The sequence below is a fragment of the Streptomyces sp. GESEQ-35 genome (genome assembly GCF_017948485.1).
GTDB lineage: Bacteria > Actinomycetota > Actinomycetes > Streptomycetales > Streptomycetaceae > Streptomyces.
The window spans coordinates 234,495-251,821 of the sequence record NZ_JAFFSX010000003.1; the positions used below are offsets into that span (position 1 = coordinate 234,495).

General features: G+C 71.0%; 17 protein-coding genes. 8 read left to right on the plus strand and 9 right to left on the minus strand.

All coding sequences use genetic code 11. From position 1 onward, the window contains the following. Positions 1–37 precede the first annotated feature (37 nt). The 3 genes from KCH87_RS48900 to KCH87_RS08070 all read left to right on the plus strand — a co-directional run bounded on the left by KCH87_RS48900 (position 38) and on the right by KCH87_RS08070 (position 1,419). Positions 38–334 (plus strand): hypothetical protein, encoded by a 297-nt coding sequence (locus KCH87_RS48900; RefSeq protein ID WP_247195881.1) that lies wholly within the window; start codon positions 38–40, stop codon positions 332–334. A 90-nt stretch (positions 335–424) separates the two neighbouring features. Continuing rightward, positions 425–646 carry a hypothetical protein gene (locus tag KCH87_RS08065; RefSeq protein ID WP_210585217.1) on the plus strand — a complete coding sequence of 74 codons (222 nt, stop codon included), beginning with the start codon at positions 425–427 and terminating at the stop codon, positions 644–646. 377 nt (positions 647–1,023) lie between these two features. Next, complete coding sequence (locus KCH87_RS08070) at positions 1,024–1,419, plus strand: molybdopterin-binding protein (protein ID WP_210585218.1); 396 nt, start codon at positions 1,024–1,026, stop codon at positions 1,417–1,419. Positions 1,420–1,435: 16 nt separating this feature from the next. Here the strand turns inward: KCH87_RS08070 and KCH87_RS08075 are convergent, their stop codons facing one another. Continuing rightward, the gene (locus KCH87_RS08075; protein ID WP_210585219.1) at positions 1,436–2,596 is read right to left on the minus strand and encodes an NAD-dependent formate dehydrogenase; all 1,161 of its coding nucleotides are present in this window, start codon (positions 2,594–2,596) and stop codon (positions 1,436–1,438) included. A 105-nt stretch (positions 2,597–2,701) separates the two neighbouring features. Further along, positions 2,702–3,637, minus strand: a complete 936-nt coding sequence (locus KCH87_RS08080) for a LysR family transcriptional regulator (protein WP_210585220.1) — start codon at positions 3,635–3,637, stop codon at positions 2,702–2,704. 282 nt (positions 3,638–3,919) lie between these two features. Here KCH87_RS08080 and modA point away from each other — a divergent pair, with 282 nt between their 5' ends. From modA to KCH87_RS08105, 5 genes are all read left to right on the plus strand, one after another. Then, positions 3,920–4,720: a molybdate ABC transporter substrate-binding protein gene (modA, locus tag KCH87_RS08085; protein WP_210585221.1), complete on the plus strand. Its 801-nt coding sequence runs from the start codon at positions 3,920–3,922 to the stop codon at positions 4,718–4,720. Then, complete coding sequence (modB, locus tag KCH87_RS08090; RefSeq protein ID WP_374198982.1) at positions 4,720–5,574, plus strand: molybdate ABC transporter permease subunit; 855 nt, start codon at positions 4,720–4,722, stop codon at positions 5,572–5,574. Before modA ends, modB begins: the two co-directional genes overlap by 1 nt. After that, entirely contained in the window at positions 5,571–6,659 is a 1,089-nt protein-coding gene (locus KCH87_RS08095) for an ABC transporter ATP-binding protein (protein ID WP_210585223.1), read from the plus strand. Before modB ends, KCH87_RS08095 begins: the two co-directional genes overlap by 4 nt. Positions 6,660–6,986: 327 nt before the next feature. Continuing rightward, complete coding sequence (locus KCH87_RS08100) at positions 6,987–8,225, plus strand: cytochrome P450 (RefSeq protein WP_210585224.1); 1,239 nt, start codon at positions 6,987–6,989, stop codon at positions 8,223–8,225. 332 nt (positions 8,226–8,557) lie between these two features. After that, entirely contained in the window at positions 8,558–9,262 is a 705-nt protein-coding gene (locus KCH87_RS08105) for a DUF2637 domain-containing protein (protein WP_210585225.1), read from the plus strand. Between the two features lie 19 nt (positions 9,263–9,281). Here KCH87_RS08105 and KCH87_RS48905 read toward each other — a convergent pair whose 3' ends face one another. The 7 genes from KCH87_RS48905 to KCH87_RS08140 form a co-directional block, all read right to left on the minus strand. After that, positions 9,282–11,129 (minus strand): zinc ribbon domain-containing protein, encoded by a 1,848-nt coding sequence (locus KCH87_RS48905; protein WP_247195883.1) that lies wholly within the window; start codon positions 11,127–11,129, stop codon positions 9,282–9,284. A gap of 4 nt (positions 11,130–11,133) precedes the next feature. Beyond that, positions 11,134–11,697, minus strand: a complete 564-nt coding sequence (locus tag KCH87_RS08115) for a phage tail protein (RefSeq protein WP_210585226.1) — start codon at positions 11,695–11,697, stop codon at positions 11,134–11,136. A gap of 37 nt (positions 11,698–11,734) precedes the next feature. Beyond that, positions 11,735–13,696: a putative baseplate assembly protein gene (locus KCH87_RS08120; protein WP_210585227.1), complete on the minus strand. Its 1,962-nt coding sequence runs from the start codon at positions 13,694–13,696 to the stop codon at positions 11,735–11,737. Then, positions 13,696–14,118 (minus strand): GPW/gp25 family protein, encoded by a 423-nt coding sequence (locus KCH87_RS08125; protein WP_210585228.1) that lies wholly within the window; start codon positions 14,116–14,118, stop codon positions 13,696–13,698. Before KCH87_RS08125 ends, KCH87_RS08120 begins: the two co-directional genes overlap by 1 nt. 225 nt (positions 14,119–14,343) lie before the next feature. After that, entirely contained in the window at positions 14,344–14,661 is a 318-nt protein-coding gene (locus tag KCH87_RS08130) for a PAAR domain-containing protein (protein WP_210585229.1), read from the minus strand. A gap of 80 nt (positions 14,662–14,741) precedes the next feature. Further along, positions 14,742–16,568 (minus strand): VgrG-related protein, encoded by a 1,827-nt coding sequence (locus tag KCH87_RS08135; protein ID WP_210585230.1) that lies wholly within the window; start codon positions 16,566–16,568, stop codon positions 14,742–14,744. After that, positions 16,565–17,287 (minus strand): LysM peptidoglycan-binding domain-containing protein, encoded by a 723-nt coding sequence (locus KCH87_RS08140; RefSeq protein WP_210585231.1) that lies wholly within the window; start codon positions 17,285–17,287, stop codon positions 16,565–16,567. The genes KCH87_RS08135 and KCH87_RS08140 overlap by 4 nt, the downstream gene beginning before the upstream one ends. Positions 17,288–17,327 lie beyond the last annotated feature (40 nt).

Genomic DNA, 17,327 nt, shown 5'->3' on the forward strand with positions numbered 1-17,327 from the left:
GGTCATAGGTCGCGGTGCACGCGGCGACGGCCAGATCGTGGACGTCGCCGTAGTGCTCGTAGAAGGTCGACCCGTCGCCTGGCTGGAACCGAAGATCACCCCCCACCCCTGGAAGTGCTTCGCCCAGCCGCTGTGCCTGGAGAACGAGCCCGGTCTGCGCAAGATCCCGCAGACCCAGATCGTGTGCACGTCGACCCTGCCCTATCGCGACCCCGCCGACATGGAACCCGCCCGTGCGGCCGGCCGCCTGTGGGACATCGACACCGGCCACGACCTGATGATCACCGAGCCCGAAGCCGTCGCCGAACTCCTCCGGCATGTGGCGGCCGGCTGACAGGTGACGATCCTGTCACGGTACGTGTAGAAGAGCCGAAGTATGGACGGCCGCAGCCAAGGGGGCATCCGCTGGCGCATACTGGGGGCAATGACAAAGCCTGCCGCACCTAAGCGTCACTTGCCTACCAGCCCCTTCAAGGCCCCCGTCGCACCGGCTCCCAAGCACTTTGCCGTGGGCGACCAGGTCACGCACGACATCTACGGTCTCGGCCGAGTCGTCGGCATCGAGGACGGAGTCGCGGCTCTCGTGGACTTCGGCTCGACGCAACAGCGGATCCTGAGCCCCTACTCCAAGATGACCAAGCTTTAACGAAAGGAAGCCCTCTCATCGATCTGACCTCGCTGTTCTCCGCCCTGGAAGGGGCACCGCGCAGTGCTGCCACAGCGCTGCCGCCTCCGACGACCGACCCCTTCCAGGCCCCGGACTTCGGGGACGACGAGACCTCCGTGTTCGAGGACACGCAGGGACACGTCTCCGGCATGGGTGCGGCGTAGCCCAGGCAGCCGGCTCCCACCAGTGTGACCCCGGTCGGCGTCATCAGGTCGACGATCGAGGCCCGGACTACCTGGGCCTGTTCCGCTTCGGCTTCGTCCTGCGCTACGAGGAACAGGTTCCGGCTGCGGTCGGAGAACTCTTCGGGCCGAGACGCGAACGCGTTGCCGGCGGCCTCCGCCTATCTTGACCCCATGCAGTCCTACACAATCGGCCAGGCCGCACGGCTTCTCGGTGTGAGTCCCGACACGGCGCGGCGCTGGGCCGACGCCGGGCGAGTGGCCACCCATCGGGACGAGGGCGGCCGGCGCCTCATCGACGGCAAGGATCTGGCCGCGTTCTCCGTGGAGCTGGCCAAGGGCGGTGGCGGCGAGGAGGACGTGTCGTACACCTCGGTCCGCAATGCCTTTCCCGGCATCGTCACGGCCGTGAAGCTCGGTGATGTCGCGGCCCAGGTGGAGATCCAGGCCGGACCGCACCGGCTGGTGTCGCTGCTGACGCGGGAGGCCGTGGAGGAGCTGGGGCTGGAGGTCGGGGTGGAGGCCACCGCCCGGGTGAAGTCGACGAACGTGCACATCGACCGGGCCTGAGCGGGGCCTCCTCGGCTCACTTGGTGACCGAGTACGAATGCGCCCCCGTTCCGGCCAGCGCGCCGCCGTCCACGATCAGGTACTCGTCGCGGATCGGGGTGCCCGCCAGCCAGGACTCCAGGATCTCGCGGGTGCCGGCCGCGTAGCGGGCCTGGGCGGAGAGGGAGGAGCCGGAGATGTGCGGGGTCATGCCGTGGTGCGGCATGGTGCGCCAGGGGTGCTCGGGCGGGGCCGGCTGCGGGTACCAGACGTCGCCCGCGTAGCCCGCCAACTGGCCGCTGCGCAGCGCCCGGTCGACGGCGTCCCGGTCGGCGATCTTCGCCCGCGCGGTGTTGATGAGGTAGGCGCCGCGCTTCATCTCGCCCAGCAGTTTGTCGCCGAAGAGCCCTTCCGTCTCGGGGTGCAGCGGCGCGTTGATCGTGACGACGTCGCAGTGCGGCACCATGTCGGCGGCCGTCGGGTGGAAGGTCAGGCCCAGTTCGCGTTCGATGTCCTCGGGCAGACGGTGGCGGTCGGTGTAGTGCAGCTTCACGTCGAAGGGCGCGAGGCGGCGCAGGACCGCGAGGCCGATGCGTCCGGCGGCCACCGTGCCGACGTGCATGCCCTCGATGTCGTACGAACGGGCCACGCAGTCCGCGATGTTCCAGCCTCCGTCCAGCACCACCTGGTGGGAGGGCAGGTAGTTGCGGACCAGCGACAGGGTCATCATCACCACGTGCTCGGCGACGCTGATGCTGTTGCAGTACGTCACCTCGGCGACCGTCACACCATGGGCGATCGCGGCATCGAGGTCGACGTGGTCGGAGCCGATGCCTGCGGTGATCGCGAGCTTGAGGTTCTTCGCGGCGGCGACGCGGTCGGGGGTCAGATACGCCGGCCAGAACGGCTGCGAGATCACCACGTCCGCGTCGGGCAGCTCCCGGTCGAATACCGAGCCCTCGCCGTCCTTGTCCGAGGTGACGACGAGAGTGTGCCCGGCGGCCTCCAGGAAGCGGCGCAGGCCGAGTTCGCCGGAGACGCTGCCGAGGAGACGGCCCGGCGTGAAGTCGACGGCGGACGGGGTCGGGGTGGTCTGGCCGCCGGGGTAGTGGTCGATGGCGGGGAGGTCGTCACGGGCGTACGTGGTCGGGTATCCGTCGGTGGGGTCGTCGTACAGGACGCAGAGCACCTTGGCCATGGTCGCGGCTCCTCAACTCCGTTTACGGAAGGTGCACTTCACGATCCTCGCCGGAAACGTCGCTGGTCAAAGCGAACTTCGCTATGCCCGTATAGCGCACGGCTATCAGTGGTCGCCACCATCGAGATACGTCCGCAGCAACGCGTCCAGCGCCTCTCGTACGCCCGCCTCCCGCGCCACCGCCAGGAGCGCACCGGCCAGGACGGAGGGCGGATCGTCGGGGCCGGTCACCAGCCCCACCCTCGGTCCGTGCACGGGTCCCTCCAGCGGTACGACCCGCATCCCTTCCGGTACGCCGAACATGTGCAGCCACGCGTGCGAGATCACGCTGGACCAGCGGCCGCCCGGGAGGTGCGCGTACAGGCCGGCGACGGTGTCCGACTCGATCGCCGGAGTAGCGGTGGCTCCGTCGGCCGCGAAACACTCGTCGATGATGCGGCGGTTGCGCATACGGGAGTTGAGCAGACATAGCGGAAGGGCGGCGGCCTTCGACCAGCTTGCCGCGGTGGCGTCGCCGAGGGGCCCGCCGACCGGCGTCAGCAGCACGTACCGCTCCTCGTACAGAGGCAGTCGGCGCACTCCTCGCAGGGAGCCGTCGTCGAGATACGTCATCGCCGCGTCCAGCTCGAACTCGGCCAGTCCGTGGGTGATGTCGGCCGAGGACAGCGACTCGATGCTCACCCGGGCGCTCGGGTGGCGGTCGCAGAACGGGGTCGTCAGCAGGGAGGCGGCGGGCAGCGCGGTGGGGACCACGCCGAGCCGGAGCGTGCCCGTGAGGCCGTCGCCCAGGGCGGACAGCTCCTGACGGAGGGCGTCGCGCTCGGCGAGAATGCGGTGCGCCCACGCCAGGACCACCTCGCCCTCCGGGGTCAGCCCCTCGTACCGCCTCCCCCGGCGCACGATCGGCACGTTCAGCTCGTGTTCGAGGCGGCGGATCGCCGCGGACAGCGAGGGCTGGGAGACGTAGCAGGCGGCCGCCGCACGGACGAAGTGCCGCTCACGGGCGAGAGCGACCAGGTATTCCAGCTGACGCAGCTGCATGCGTGGCCTCCCCGGCGTAACCCCCGTCCACACGTATCACGTCGATGCCGCTGATGTGCCGTGCGCGGCAACGGTCCTGGGGGAGGACGAGCTGGGGACCGGCGCCATCGAGGGGAGGGACTACCACCTCCCGGATGACCGTACCCGGACTCGCCTCCCGTACAAACGCACATGCCATCCACGTCGATCTCAATCACGGCTCATGCGAAGTGACAGGAGACTTTGCCCTCGCATCTGCGGCATTATCATCAGCGCATGCCGTTCAGAGGGAGTGGACCCGTGATGACCCGTACCGCGCGCCGGACCCTGCAGATGGCCGGTGCAGGCGCCGCCGCCCTGCTCGCCCTGAGCGCCTGCTCGTCGTCCGACGACTCCTCGTCGGCGAAGTCGGACTCCTCGGACGAGCTGTCCGGCACGGTGACCGTGTTCGCCGCCGCCTCCCTCAAGGAGAGCTTCACGGCCCTGGGCAAGGAGTTCGAGAGGGAGCACCCGGGCACGAAGGTCACCTTCAGTTTCGGCGGCAGCGACTCTCTCGCCGCGAGCATCACCGGCGGCGCCCCGGCGGACGTGTTCGCGTCCGCCAGCCCCAAGACGATGGCGATCGTGACGGACGCGGGCGACGCCTCGGGCACGCCCGCCACCTTCGTCCGCAACCAGCTGGAGATCGCGACCCTGCCGGGCAACCCCGACAAGATCGCCTCCCTGAAGGACCTCACCGAGTCAAACCTGAAGGTCGTGCTGTGCGACAAGGAGGTGCCCTGTGGCGCCGCCGCCCAGAAGGCGCTGGACGCCGGCAAGCTGAAGCTCACCCCCGTCTCGTACGAGCAGGACGTCAAGGCCGCCCTGACGAAGGTCGAGCTGAAGGAGGCCGACGCCGCCGTCGTCTACAAGACCGATGTGCACGCGGCGGGTAACAAGGTGGAGGGCGTGGAGTTCCCCGAGTCGGCCGACGCCATCAACGACTATCCGATCGTCCAGCTCAAGGACGCGCAGAACGCCGACGCCGCCAAGGCGTTCATCGCGCTCGTGCAGTCCGCCGAAGGTCAGCAGGCCCTGACCGAGGCCGGGTTCCTCAAGCCGTGATCCCGACCGGCAAGGCCGACGCCGCGCCCGACGCCCTCCGGGGCGGGCCGCGGCGTCGGCCTGTCCGGGCCCGGACGCGCGGCGCGCCGCTGCCGCTGCTGGTGCCCGCGCTGATCGGCCTGGCGTTCCTGATCGTGCCGCTGATCGCCCTGCTCGTACGGGCTCCCTGGCGCAGCCTGCCCGACCTGCTGACCAGCACCGAGGTGTGGCAGGCGCTCCAGCTGTCCCTGGTCTGCGCCACCGCCGCAACCGCGGTGAGCCTGGTCATCGGTGTACCGCTGGCCTGGCTGCTGGCCCGGGTCGAGTTCCCCGGGCGCGGCCTCGTCCGTGCCCTGGTGACCCTCCCCCTCGTGCTGCCGCCGGTGGTCGGCGGTGTGGCGCTGCTGATGGCGCTCGGCCGCAACGGCATCGTCGGGAAGTGGCTGGACTCCTGGTTCGGCATCACGCTGCCGTTCACCACGACAGGGGTCGTGATCGCCGAGGCGTTCGTCGCGATGCCGTTCCTCGTCATCAGCGTGGAGGGCACCCTGCGGGCCGCCGACCCACGCTTCGAGGAGGCGGCCGCCACGCTCGGCGCCTCCCGCTTCACCGCGTTCCGCCGGGTCACGCTGCCGCTGATCGCGCCGGGTATCGCGGCGGGGGCCGTACTGGCCTGGGCGCGGGCGCTGGGCGAGTTCGGCGCGACGATCACCTTCGCCGGCAACTTCCCCGGCCGTACCCAGACCATGCCGCTGTCCGTCTACCTGGCCCTCCAGAGCGACCCGGAGGCGGCCATCGCCCTCAGTCTGGTGCTGCTGGCCGTGTCCGTCGCGGTGCTGGCCGGCCTGCGCGACCGTTGGATGACAGCAGGATGACCGAGACCCACAAGGCCGCCCACGATGTCCGCGCCGACACCTCCGAGGAGGGCCTCGACGCCCACCTCGTCGTGGAGCGCGGCGCCTTCCGTCTCGACGTGGCACTGACCGTCGCGCCCGGCGAAGTCGTCGCCCTGCTCGGCCCGAACGGCGCCGGCAAGACCACCGCCCTGCGCGCCCTCGCCGGCCTGACACCGCTCGGCGGCGGCCGGCTTCGGCTGGACGGCACGGCGCTGGAGCGTACGCCGCCGGAGTCCCGCCCGGTCGGCGTCGTCTTCCAGGACTACCTGCTGTTCCCGCATCTGACCGCCCTGGACAACGTGGCCTTCGGACCGCGCTGTCACGGCGCGAACAAGGCGGAGGCGCGAGCGCAGGCCGCCGAGTGGCTCGACCGGCTGGGTCTCGCGGAGCACGCCGGCGCCAAGCCCCGCAAGCTGTCCGGCGGCCAGGCCCAGCGCGTCGCCCTGGCCCGCGCGCTGGCCACCCGCCCGCGGCTGCTGCTCCTCGACGAACCACTGGCGGCGCTGGACGCCCGTACCCGCCTGGAGGTCCGCGCCCAACTCCGCCGCCACCTGGCCGAGTTCGAGGCCGTCGCCGTACTCGTCACCCACGACCCGCTGGACGCCATGGTGCTGGCCGACCGTCTGGTCGTCGTCGAGCACGGCAGGGTCGTCCAGGAGGGCACCCCGTCGGACATCGCCCGGCACCCCCGTACGGACTACATCGCCCAGCTGGTCGGGCTGAACCTCTACCGGGGCGAGGCCGAGGGCCACACCGTCCGCCTCGACGCCGGCCCGCCCATCACCACCACCGAGGAACTCGCAGGACCGGTGTTCGTGGCGTTCCCGCCGAGCGCCGTCACCCTCTACCGCGACCGCCCCCACGGCGCCAGCGCCCGCAACCTCTGGCACTGCGAGGTCGCGGGCCTGGAGACGCACGGCGACCAGATCCGCGCCGACCTCACGGGTGAGCTTCCCCTGGCCGCGGACCTCACCACGGTCGCCGCCGCCGAACTCGATCTGCACCCGGGCGCGGAGGTCTGGGCGACGGTGAAGGCCACGCAGACCCACGCCTACCCGGTCTGAGCGCCGGACCACTCGTCATCGCCGGTCCACAGTGCCTCATCTACGTCCTGTGCAACGACGCCCGGCCGGTGGACGTCAACGACCTCATCTCCAACACCCTGGGCGAAACGGCCGGTTACCTCGTCATCCGCGCGGCGTCCCGCACCTCCGCGCCGGTTCGCCCGCCGGCCACCCGAACTGATCGGGTTCACCGGGCTGCGCACATCGCACTCGGCGAGCCGGACCGCATGATCCGGCCAATCCGGCTTCCGTCAGGCTGCCGACCGGAAGTTGTCAGGTTGGTGCGCTTGCATGTCCACGACTCAGTTCCCCACCCTGAGGAGTGCCATGACCGACGCCCTGGCCGAGACCGAGACGGCGGACGAGGCCGTTCCCGACTTTCCGATGCCCCGGGCGGCCGGCTGCCCCTTCGCACCGCCCCCGGAGATGCTGAGGCTGCACGCCGAGAAGCCGGTCTCCAAGGTGCGGTTGTGGGACGGCAGCACGCACTGGCTCGTCACCCGGTACGCCGACCAGAAGGCCCTCTACGGCGACCAGCGCCTCAGCGTCGACACCACCCGCCCGGGCTTCCCCTATCTCAACGAGGCCTTCCGGGAGACGGCCGCCAAGACTCCGCCCTCCTTCCTCAACATGGACGATCCCGACCACGCGCGCATCCGCCGGATGGTCACGGCCCCGTTCGCCTTCAAGCGCATCGAGGCCATGCGGCCCGCGATCCAGCGGATGACCGACGACCTGATCGACACCATGCTGACGGGCCCGAAACCGGTCGATCTGGTGGAGGCGCTCGCGCTGCCGCTGCCCTCGCTGGTGATCTGCGAACTGCTCGGAGTGCCCTACGACGACCACGACTTCTTCCAGCGCAACAGCAAGGTGAGCCTGCGCCGGGACGTGTCCGCCGGAGAGGTGCGGGACTCGTTCGGCGCGCTCTTCCAGTACCTCGACCAGCAACTCGACGCGAAACTCGCCGACCCCGCCGACGACATGCTCTCCGAGCTGGCCGCCCGGATGCGGGACGGCGACCTCAGCCGCCTGGAAGCCACCATGCTCGGCCTCCTGCTGCTCGGTGCCGGGCACGAGACCAGCGCCAACATGATCGCCCTGGGCGTCCTCGCGTTCCTGGAACACCCCGACCAGCTCGCCGTCGTCCGCGACACCGACGACCCGAAGGTCCTCGCGAGCGCGGCGGAGGAGATGCTGCGGTATCTGACCGTCGTCCACAACGGCCAGCGCCGCCTCGCCCTGGAGGACCTGGAGATCGACGGCCGGCTCGTCCGGGCCGGCGAGGGCATCATCATCCCGGGCGCCACCGGCAACTGGGAGTCCGGCGTCTTCCCCGACCCCGAACGGCTCGACGTCCACCGGGACGCCCGCCACCACATGGCCTTCGGCTTCGGCATCCACCAGTGCCTGGGCCAGCAACTGGCCCGGCTGGAACTCCAGATCGTCTACAGCACACTCTTCCGCCGCATCCCCACCCTGCGCGCGGCCACCGAACCGGACAAGATCCCGTTCAAGGACGACGGCATCGTCTACGGCGTCTACGAACTGCCGGTGACCTGGTAGTACCGCGTAATTCATGGTCAGAATTTCAGCGGCTGGGCATCTTAATCCGATGCATAAAATAATCACCGCTGGCCAATATTCCCCCGAATGCCCGATGCCTTGCTCCCTCGGATGCTCGTTAGGTGGACGTGACTTGGGAGGAAAGGCATGCAGAAGAGGCTCACCCGCACTGCTCGGACCTGTTTGAGGACTTCCTCGAAGCGATCAGCAGTATCAAGAGTGAATATCTGCGGGCTACGCTGGACGGACTTGACACCGCCACCACAATCCCCACTCCAGTCCGAGGCTCACACTCTGGATGAAGCGTCCTGAGCCGAAGGAAGGAGTGATCAATGGACAGGCTTCAGGACGACAATCTGCTGTATGCGGTGAATCAGAGCCCTGACGACACTCAGCCGCTCGACGCCCAGCACATGTGGCACATCCCCGACCCGATGATCTCGTCGGGCGGCTGGGATCTGGACCAAGAGCTGGCCCAGATGCTGAACACGACGCCGCCAAGCGTGGTGGATCCCGTCCCTCCCCCGCTGGACAGCCACCGGCGCCCGCGCCGCCCGGTGAATCGCAGGCGGCCCCGGCCGGGCGTTCAGCTCTTCACCAGAAACCCGCGGGTCGTCACGGTCACCATCCTGGTGGCCATGATCACCATGTGCGCGGTGACGATGCTGTACTGGTCCATTTCTTATTCGTACGACCAACTGCGCACCATTGCACTGCTGGTGGTGTCCGAGAACCTGGCGCAATGGTGGCCGCTGACGGTGTACGGACCGTGGCTGGTGGCGGGTTTATCGATCTTGCGGGCATCCGTTCAGCGTCGAACCGCTCGGCGGTCCTGGGCCGTGATGCTGATCTCCTCCAGCACGGCGGTAGCTCTGTGCATCGGCCAGTCACCGCATTCTCTTCTTGCGATGGTGATCGTCGGGATTCCGCCGATCACCGCCCTGGTCTGTTTCCGTGAACTCGTCGGCCAGTTCTCGAACCGGGGGCCGAAGCACGCCGCCGACACCGTGAACGGGCCCAAGCAGACAAGGCCGTAGCCGGACCGGCGACGCCGGGTCAGGTTCGCTGGAAGAACTCCACCTCCGCCAGCGCCAGATGACGGCCCGGAGACAGACCGACGGCCGAGCGCAGGACCAGCCGTACCGTCTTCACGTCGCTGTACCCGGTCTCGATCGGCTGGTCGCCCGGTTTGTCGCTGAGGGTGAGCTCCTTGGTGTGCTTGGTGCCGTCCGCCGCCGTCACCTCCAGTTCCACCTGGAGTGCGCGTGCCTGGAGGGCGTACTCCTGCGGCTCCTTGGACGCGCCGTTCGTGATGATCAGGTTGACCATCCGGAACGGCTTCCTGAAGGTGTACGTCACCGAGGCGCCCGTCGCGGGCGCGCCCCAGTAGCGGTTGTTCAGTCCGTCCGTGGTGTTCTTCGCCGGGTGCCCCGGCACCGAGGCGCTCGCCACGATGTCCATCGGCGTAATGGGCTTGGGCTTGCCCAGCTTGTCCCGGGTGTCCTCGACCAGGGCGCGGCCGGCCGGCAGCAGCAGGAAGCCGCCCGCGCACAGCGCCAGCACCACGAGCAGGATCACCAGGAACCGCGTCATCCCGCCCGAACTCGCCCGCACCCGGCGGCGGAACGGCCACACGGTCCGCCACCACGGCAGCGGGGCGGCCTTCGCGGTGGGCCTCAGCTCGGCCGCGCAGCGTCGGCAGAACCTGCGGTCCGGCTGGTTGGCCGTACCGCAGGCGGGACAGGGGAACCCCGTCCCCTCGTCCGTCACCTCCACCGGTCGCACAACGGGGCGCGGAGCCACCGCCTTCGCCGGGCGGACAGGCACGATGGCCTCCGGCGCCGAGGCCTCGGGGGTGGGGGTGGGGGTGGGGGTGGCCGGGGTCCGCGGGCGCGGTATGTCGCGGGCGGGGGAAGCGGGCGGAACCGGCGCGACGGGGGCGACGGGGGCGACTGGCGGAACGGGCGGGGTGCTGGGGGGTGGTGGTGATTCGGGTTGCGGGGTCTGCGGTGCGGGCGCTGGGGCTTGCGGGGCGGGTGCCGGGGCTTGCGGGGGGCGTACGGGCGTTCCGGGTGGTGCGGTGGGTGCGGACGCGGAAGGGCCGGACGGTGGCGTGGGGGGCGTGGACGGCCGCTCAGGGGGTGTGATGGGTGGCGTGGACGGCGCGGGTGGCGTGGTGGGTGGCGCGGCTGCGGTGGGGCGGGCTGCGTCACCGGCACTGGACGCGCTGGTTGTGTCGGCGGCGGTCGCGGCTGCCGGTCCAGGGGCGGACGCGCTGGTGGAGTCGGCGGCGATCGCGGCTGCCGGCCCAGGAGCAGACGCGCTGGTGGAGTCGCCGGCGATCGTGGCCGCCGGCCCAGGAGCAGACGCGCTGGTGGAGTCGCTGGCCGTCGCGGCCGTCGGACCATCGGTGGACGCGCCAGGGGACTTGTCGCCAGTCGTGGCTGCCGTTCCCTCGGCGGTTGCGCCGGTGGTCCCGCCCGGAGCGTCACCCGTCGTGGAGCCGCCGGTTGCGGAGTCGCCGGTCGTGCCGCCCGTGGTCGGGGCCTGCGCCGGGACAGGGGGCGTGGCGCCGGTCTGGGGCGGGGAGTTCGTGGGCTCGTCCTGGCCGGGGTCGGCGCCGGAGTGTGGGTCCGCGGGCTGCGTGGTGCTCGGCCTCCTCGCCTCGCCGCGGCCGAGGCCGGTCAGGCGGGCGCGCAGTGACGGGGTGCGTGGGGGCTCGGCGGACCCGGGCTCCTCCGCCGGGGGCGGTGAGGGGGTGGTCGGGGCCGGGGGCTCCGGCGTCGTGGGCGAGGGTGCGCTCGGGGTCGGTGTGGTGTCCGACCAGCCCAAGTACGCGCCGCAGTTGCCGCAGAAGTCGTCCGTGGAGCCGTTGGACGCCCCGCACGCGGGACATGCGCGCATGACGTCACCTCCCTTCGTCAGTGGGCGGGCCGGGCAGGACCTCCGCCCGGAACGCCGTGTGCACCGGGCACATGGCCCGGACGATCTCGCGGACCCTGTCCACGTCCACCTGCGCCTCGCGGCCCGGCCACACCCGGACCAGGATCTCGGCGGCGGGCTCCGGCGGCAGTTCGGCGCCGGCGGTGCCCGACCACCACGCGCCGCCTTCGCCGGTCACCTCGACGTGCACGCCGAGCGCGAGTTGCAGCGCCTCGACCAGCCCGCGCTTCGTGCCGCGCCACCGGTGCAGCTCCACCGCGCGGACGACCGCCTCGCGGCGCAGCTCCACGGGCCACGCCGGGTCGTCGGCGGCGCCCACCCACGACGCCAGCCAGGACAGGAAGTCGGTCGGGGTCACCCGGGGGTCGAGGTATGCGGGCAGGTTGTCGAGGGTCGCGAAGACCGGGGCGAGGACGGTGTCGAGGCCGGCGGTGAACCGCTGCGCGAAGTCGTCGTCGGCGTACAGGGCGGGCAGTTGCCCACCGATCGGATACCTGCTCGGCAGACCGGGCACGGCGGCACGGCTCATCCCCGTACCTCCGTCCCGACAGCCATGTCACGCACGCTCATCCCCGTCCCTCCGGATCGAGCGCCGTCACGACCACCTGGTGCTGGTAGGAGAAGACCAGCGCGCCCGCGGACACGTCGATGCGGTCCGAGGGGGCGCCGCGGCGGCCGGTGATCGGGTCGGCGGGGAAGAGGAGGATCTCCTCCACGAGGGCGTTGCCGGTGGCGTTCTGGAGGATGCCGAAGACCTCGCCGTACTGGACCGGGCGTCCGAAGGGCCAGCCGGTGCCGTCCGGGCCGCCGTGCAGTGGGTTGAGGTGGCGGAACAGGGCGTCGAGGGCGTCGTCGCGGACCCGGTCGGTGTCGGCCGGTGCCGCCGCGAGACGGGCCACCACGGTGACGCCCTGGTAGACCGGCGGTTCCACGACGAGGCGGGTGCCGATCAGGCGTCTCTGGTCGAGGCTCGCGGTGATCGCTTCGAGGACCTGGTCGGAGGGGATGAGCTGCTCGAAGCGGAGCCGGTCGTCGCCCTCGTCGGCCACCGCGTCCGGCACCACGAGGACCCGTACCGCGCCCGGAGCGTCCGCGGCGGGCAGACAGCGGACCCGGCGTACCGAGGGCGCGGCCTGGCGGCTGATGATCTCGTAGTCCTCGGCGGTCACCGCGCGCTCCTGCATGCGCAGCACCTCCGGCGCCCGCAGCTTGGCGTTCTCCACCGTCTCACCGGCGACGCCGCCGCGCGCCGCCTCCCGGTTGGTGACCTGTGCGATGTACGGAACGGAGCTGCGCAGCACGTTGATCGCGCCGCGGGCGACGTTGCCCGCCGGGCCGCCGCCGGTGCGGTAGCGGGCCACCCGTATCTGGGCGCCCTTGGGGGGCACGGCGCCGCACTGGCGCAGCGTGCCGTCCGGTTCGCGCAGGACCGGGGGGAAGCCGAACTCGCCGGTGGTGGCGTCGACGCGGACGTGCCGGTCGGCGGGGCCGGAGCGGCCGAAGTGGTCGACCACGTCCCAGTGTTGCCAGCCTTCGGGCGAGGACACCTCCACCACGGGAGGCTCGCGGTCGAGGAGGACCGGCGGGCGGCCGAGCCGGAACGTCTGCCCCGCGACGCCCTCCGAGGTGCCGAGCGGCACATCGGTCACGGTCTCGGCGTGCTCGACGGACATGGTGCCGCCCACGGTGAACACCTCCGCCTCGCGCACCGTCGGGGACTCCGAGTAGAACGGCTGGCCCGGCTCCGGCTCGGTGACACGGCAGCGCAGCCAGCCGGCCCGGGTCCCGCCGATCACCGACGCGGTGTGTCCGGCCGTGACGTGCACGATGACCTCGCCGGGCCGGTTCAGGCCGCCGGTGGTGTCCGTACCGGTCTCGCACAGCTGCCAGCCGCCGCCGTCCCACGCCTCCCACACGAGCGGGGGCTGGCGCGGGTCCACGCCGACGCCCTCGACGCGGCTGTCCAGACGCACCGCGACGATGCAGCGCGGGACCGCCGTGGGCAGGCCGAACAGCAGCGCGTCGCCGGGCTCCGGTGCCGCCTGGAAGCAGGGAATGTCATGGCCCTCGGCGAGCGTGCCGGTCATGTCGGTCTGCGTACCGGTCTTGGGAGCGGTCACCAGACGCGTCAACTCGCTGGGTACGACGCGCAGTTCGTCGGTGGTCGTGAACACCACGGCGTCGTCGTTCTCGCCGCCCGCGGTGGTCACCTCGGTGCCCGCGGTCAGCGTCACCGTGTCGGGCTGCGGCGCCGACAGCCAGAAGTCGACGTCGGCGAGGGCCGCGGCCGGCGGGAACAGGCGGATGCCCAACAGGTCGAGGAAGGCGGTGTAGTTCTTGTCCGGGACCCGGTTCAGCCGGTACAGCAGCTGGTCCACGAGGTAGGCGAACGTCTCGATCAGCGTGACGCCCGGGTCGGAGACGTTGTGGTCGGTCCACTCCGGGGCGCGCTGCTGCACGTACCGCTTCGCCTCGTCGACGAGTTGCTGGAACCGTCGGTCGTCCAGGTTGGGGGAGGGCAGCGCCATCAGTCCGCGACCAATTCCTCGGCCCCCTCCTCGGAGGGGATCGTGTAGAAGGGAAAGACCAGGTTGCGCCGGTCGTTGGTGGAACGCAGGGTGTAGTGCACGTCGATGTAGAGGGTGCCGTCCTCGATCGCGTCGAAGGCGACCACCACGTCGTCCACCGCGATCCGCGGCTCCCACCGCTCCAGGGCTTCACGCACCTGCTGTGCGATACGTCCGGCGGTGGCGCCGTCGCCGGGGGCGAACACGTAGTCATGGATGCCGCACCCGAACTCGGGGCGCATGGGCCGCTCGCCGGGCGCGGTGCCGAGCACCAGCCGGATCGCCTCCTCGATCTCCCGCTCCCGTTCGACCATGGCGATCCCCCCGGTCGGCCCGACCCGCAACGGAAACGCCCAGCCCCGTCCGATGAACCGCTCGCTCATCACACACCCCCGATCAGCACGCTCGAAGCGCCGGGCAGAACCACAGCACCACACGCGGCCCGCCCGACCCGCAACGGAAGCAAACAACCACGGCCGATGAACCGCTCGCTCATCACACACCCCCGATCTGAACGCCCGAAGCGCCAGGCAGAACCACAGCACCACACCCAGGGCGCCCGCCCGACAACGGAACCAACCAGCCACACCGACTGATCCGCCCGCTCATCACACGCCCCCGATCAGCACGTTCATGGCGCCCGTGACGACCATCGCGCCGCACGTGGACTGGTCGCGCTGGCGGGCGGCCGGCAGGCCGCCGATGAGTACCGGGCCGCCGGCCAGCGCGCCCGGGTTGGGCATGATCACGTTGCCCGGGCCCAGGGCCGCGTGCGGCGGGATCGGGCAGACGACCAGGCTGCCCACGACGGCGGCGGGGCGGCCGCCGATCAGCACGGTCGCCACCGACCTGGCGGCGGCGGGCGGCGGGGTGGTGACGGTGCCGCCGTGGTTGGTGGGGTCACCGGTACGGGCTGCGGCCGGCATGCGGTGCTCCTTACGGAATCGGGAGACGGAGTCGGGAGACAGAGTCGGGAGGGGGACGGCGGACGCTGGGCGGGGGGGGATCAGTTGATCTTGATTAGCCTGGCCTTGAGGACGCCGAGGAGACCGCCGTCGACGGTGACCCCCGTCTTGCCGGTGACGTTCACCGAACGGCCGTCGATGTTCACCCCGTTCGTGCCGTTGATGTCCACCTGCCTGCCCTTCACGGTCACGTTGCCCATCTTCGCGTCCAGCGTGATGCCCTTGCTGTCGAGCACGACGGAGGTACGGGCCGTGCGGGCCCGGCCCTTCCCGCTGTACACCGTCACCTCGATCCGGTTCATCCGGTCGTCGAGGAAGACTTCGAGGAGTTCGTCCGCGGTCACGAGCCTGAGGCCGGACTTGGTCCGCGCGTCCAGCAGCTCCATCCGGTGCCCCGAACGCGACACGATGGAGCGGCGGTTGACCTTCCCGCTGGTCTTGTCGATCAGCGGCACGTCGTGCGGCGAGGGCTTGTCGACGCCGTTGTAGAGCCCGCCGATGACGTACGGGCTGTCCAGCAGTCCCTGCTCGAAGCCGACCAGGACCTCGTCGTTGACCTCGGGGCTGACCACACCTCCGCCGCCCTTGCCGCCCATCTGCACGGTGCGCACCCAGTCGGTGGTGTAAGTGTCGTCCAGCCAGGGGAACTTCAGCTTCACCGAGCCGTTCTCGGCGCCGGCCGGCTCGCGTACGTCCGTCACCACGCCGATCGCCAGACCCGGCATGCGCGGGCCGCGGGACGGCGCGTTGGCGCCGGTCACCAGGCCGGTCAGGGAGCGGTCCGGGCTGGCGCTCACCCACACCGTCGTGCGGAATCCGCCGTGCGGTTCGAGGACGTGCTGCACCGCCGTCGCCGTGTACTTGCCGGAGAACGCCTGCCCGACGTTGCCGAGCGCCACGGGCTTGCCCGCCCGCAGCAGCGGGTTGCCCTCGGCCAGCACCTCCAACTCCGCGAAGCCGGCACTGACCTGATCGGCCACCGCGTCGGCGACCGCCTTCGTCTCGGCCTGGGTGCGGTACGGGGTGTCGGTGACGGTCAGCTTCGACGACTTGCCGAACTTGGCGGCGAGCGCCGGACTCAGGCCCGGCACCACCGTGTCGCTCTTCACCGACGGCTTCTTGGCCACCAACGGCCGCTTCGTGGTGACGTCCCAGCCGCGCACCTCCACCTGCGAGGCACCGTCGGAGGCGGACAGCGAGGCCCGCAACGCCAGCAGGTTCCGCCCGTACTCCAGCACCAGCGGGTTCTTCGCGGCGGAGGTCGACGGCGCGGGCGCGCCGGACGCCTTCTTCGGCTTGGTGAACTGGAGCATCCCCTTGTCGTCGACGCGCACCTGCGCGCCGCTCTCGGCCGCCAGGAACTGAAGGAAGTCCCAGTCGGACACGTTCGCCTGGGAGAGCTGCTTGTAGGTGACCGGCGCGGCCTGCACCGTGCCGCAGGCCAGCCCGGCCCCGGCGGCCACCTTGCGGACGATCGCGGACGCCGTCATGTTCCGGTACGCCACCACCTTCCGGCCCCGCTGGAGGCGGTGTGCCTTGGAGTAGGCGCGCACGACGGTGAACGAGCCCGTGCGGTCCCGGTCCACCTCCAGGGCGGTCACCTCACCGTTGAACAGCCGCTCGCGCGCCGTCCCGGTGACGGTCACCACCGACACCTTGAGCGGGGTGCCGATGGTGATGCCGGTCTTCTTCAGGAACTCGTGGTCGGGGTCGCGGAAGGTGAGCACCGCCGCGTCGGGCAGACCCACGTTCTCGTCCACCACGCAGCTCACCAACTGCGCGGCCCAGGTCGGCGGCAGTTCGCCGGGTGCCTCCACGACGGGGTCCGCCGCGAACGACCGGCCGTCCCGTTCCCCGGCTGGACTCACTGCTCCTCCTCCGCGCCCTCGTCGCCCAGTCCCGGCACCACCAGATCGGTGCCGGGCACGAGCGCCATCGGGTCGTCGATGTCGTTGGCCTCCGCGATGACCCGCCAGGCCGTCGCGTCGCCGTACTCCTGCCAGGCCAGCAGGGCCAGGCTGTCGCCCGCCACGACGGTGTGCGTACTGCGGGCGGTGCGCGAGCCGGACGTCGGGTTCTGGCCCGCCGGGCCGACGCTGGCCTCCTCGATCGACAGCTGGCAGGTGGCCCGTAGCGGCTTGCCGTCCACGTCGAACAGCGTGTACGTCACGGACAGGCTGGAGAGCACCCCGTCGAACGAGGTGGTCCGCGCGGTGCCCCACTCGAACCGCACCCAAGGGCTGGCCGGCTTCTTGCGGCCCAGGCTGGCCTTGGTCGGCACGCAGGCCTTCATCAGCTTCTCGACCGCCTGCTCCACGGAGTTGTCGTGCTTGGCGGTGGCGTCCAGGAACACCTCGAGGCTCAGCTGACGCGGGCCGCTGCCGACGAACTCGGGCAGCGCCGACTCCGCCGCCATCCGGGACGGGGTGCGCCGCCACTCGGTGGTCTTGCTCAGCTCCAGGGTGGAGGGGTTGAACTGGAGGTTGATCCGCGCGAGCGTCCCTCCGGGCTTGGCGCCGACCGAGGCCGGGGGCTCCTTCAGGGTCAGCTGAGCCCTGGCCCGACTGGTGCGGGACGCTGGGGACATGCCGGGACTTCCTTTCCGGGACGGTCACATGGGCGGCGGG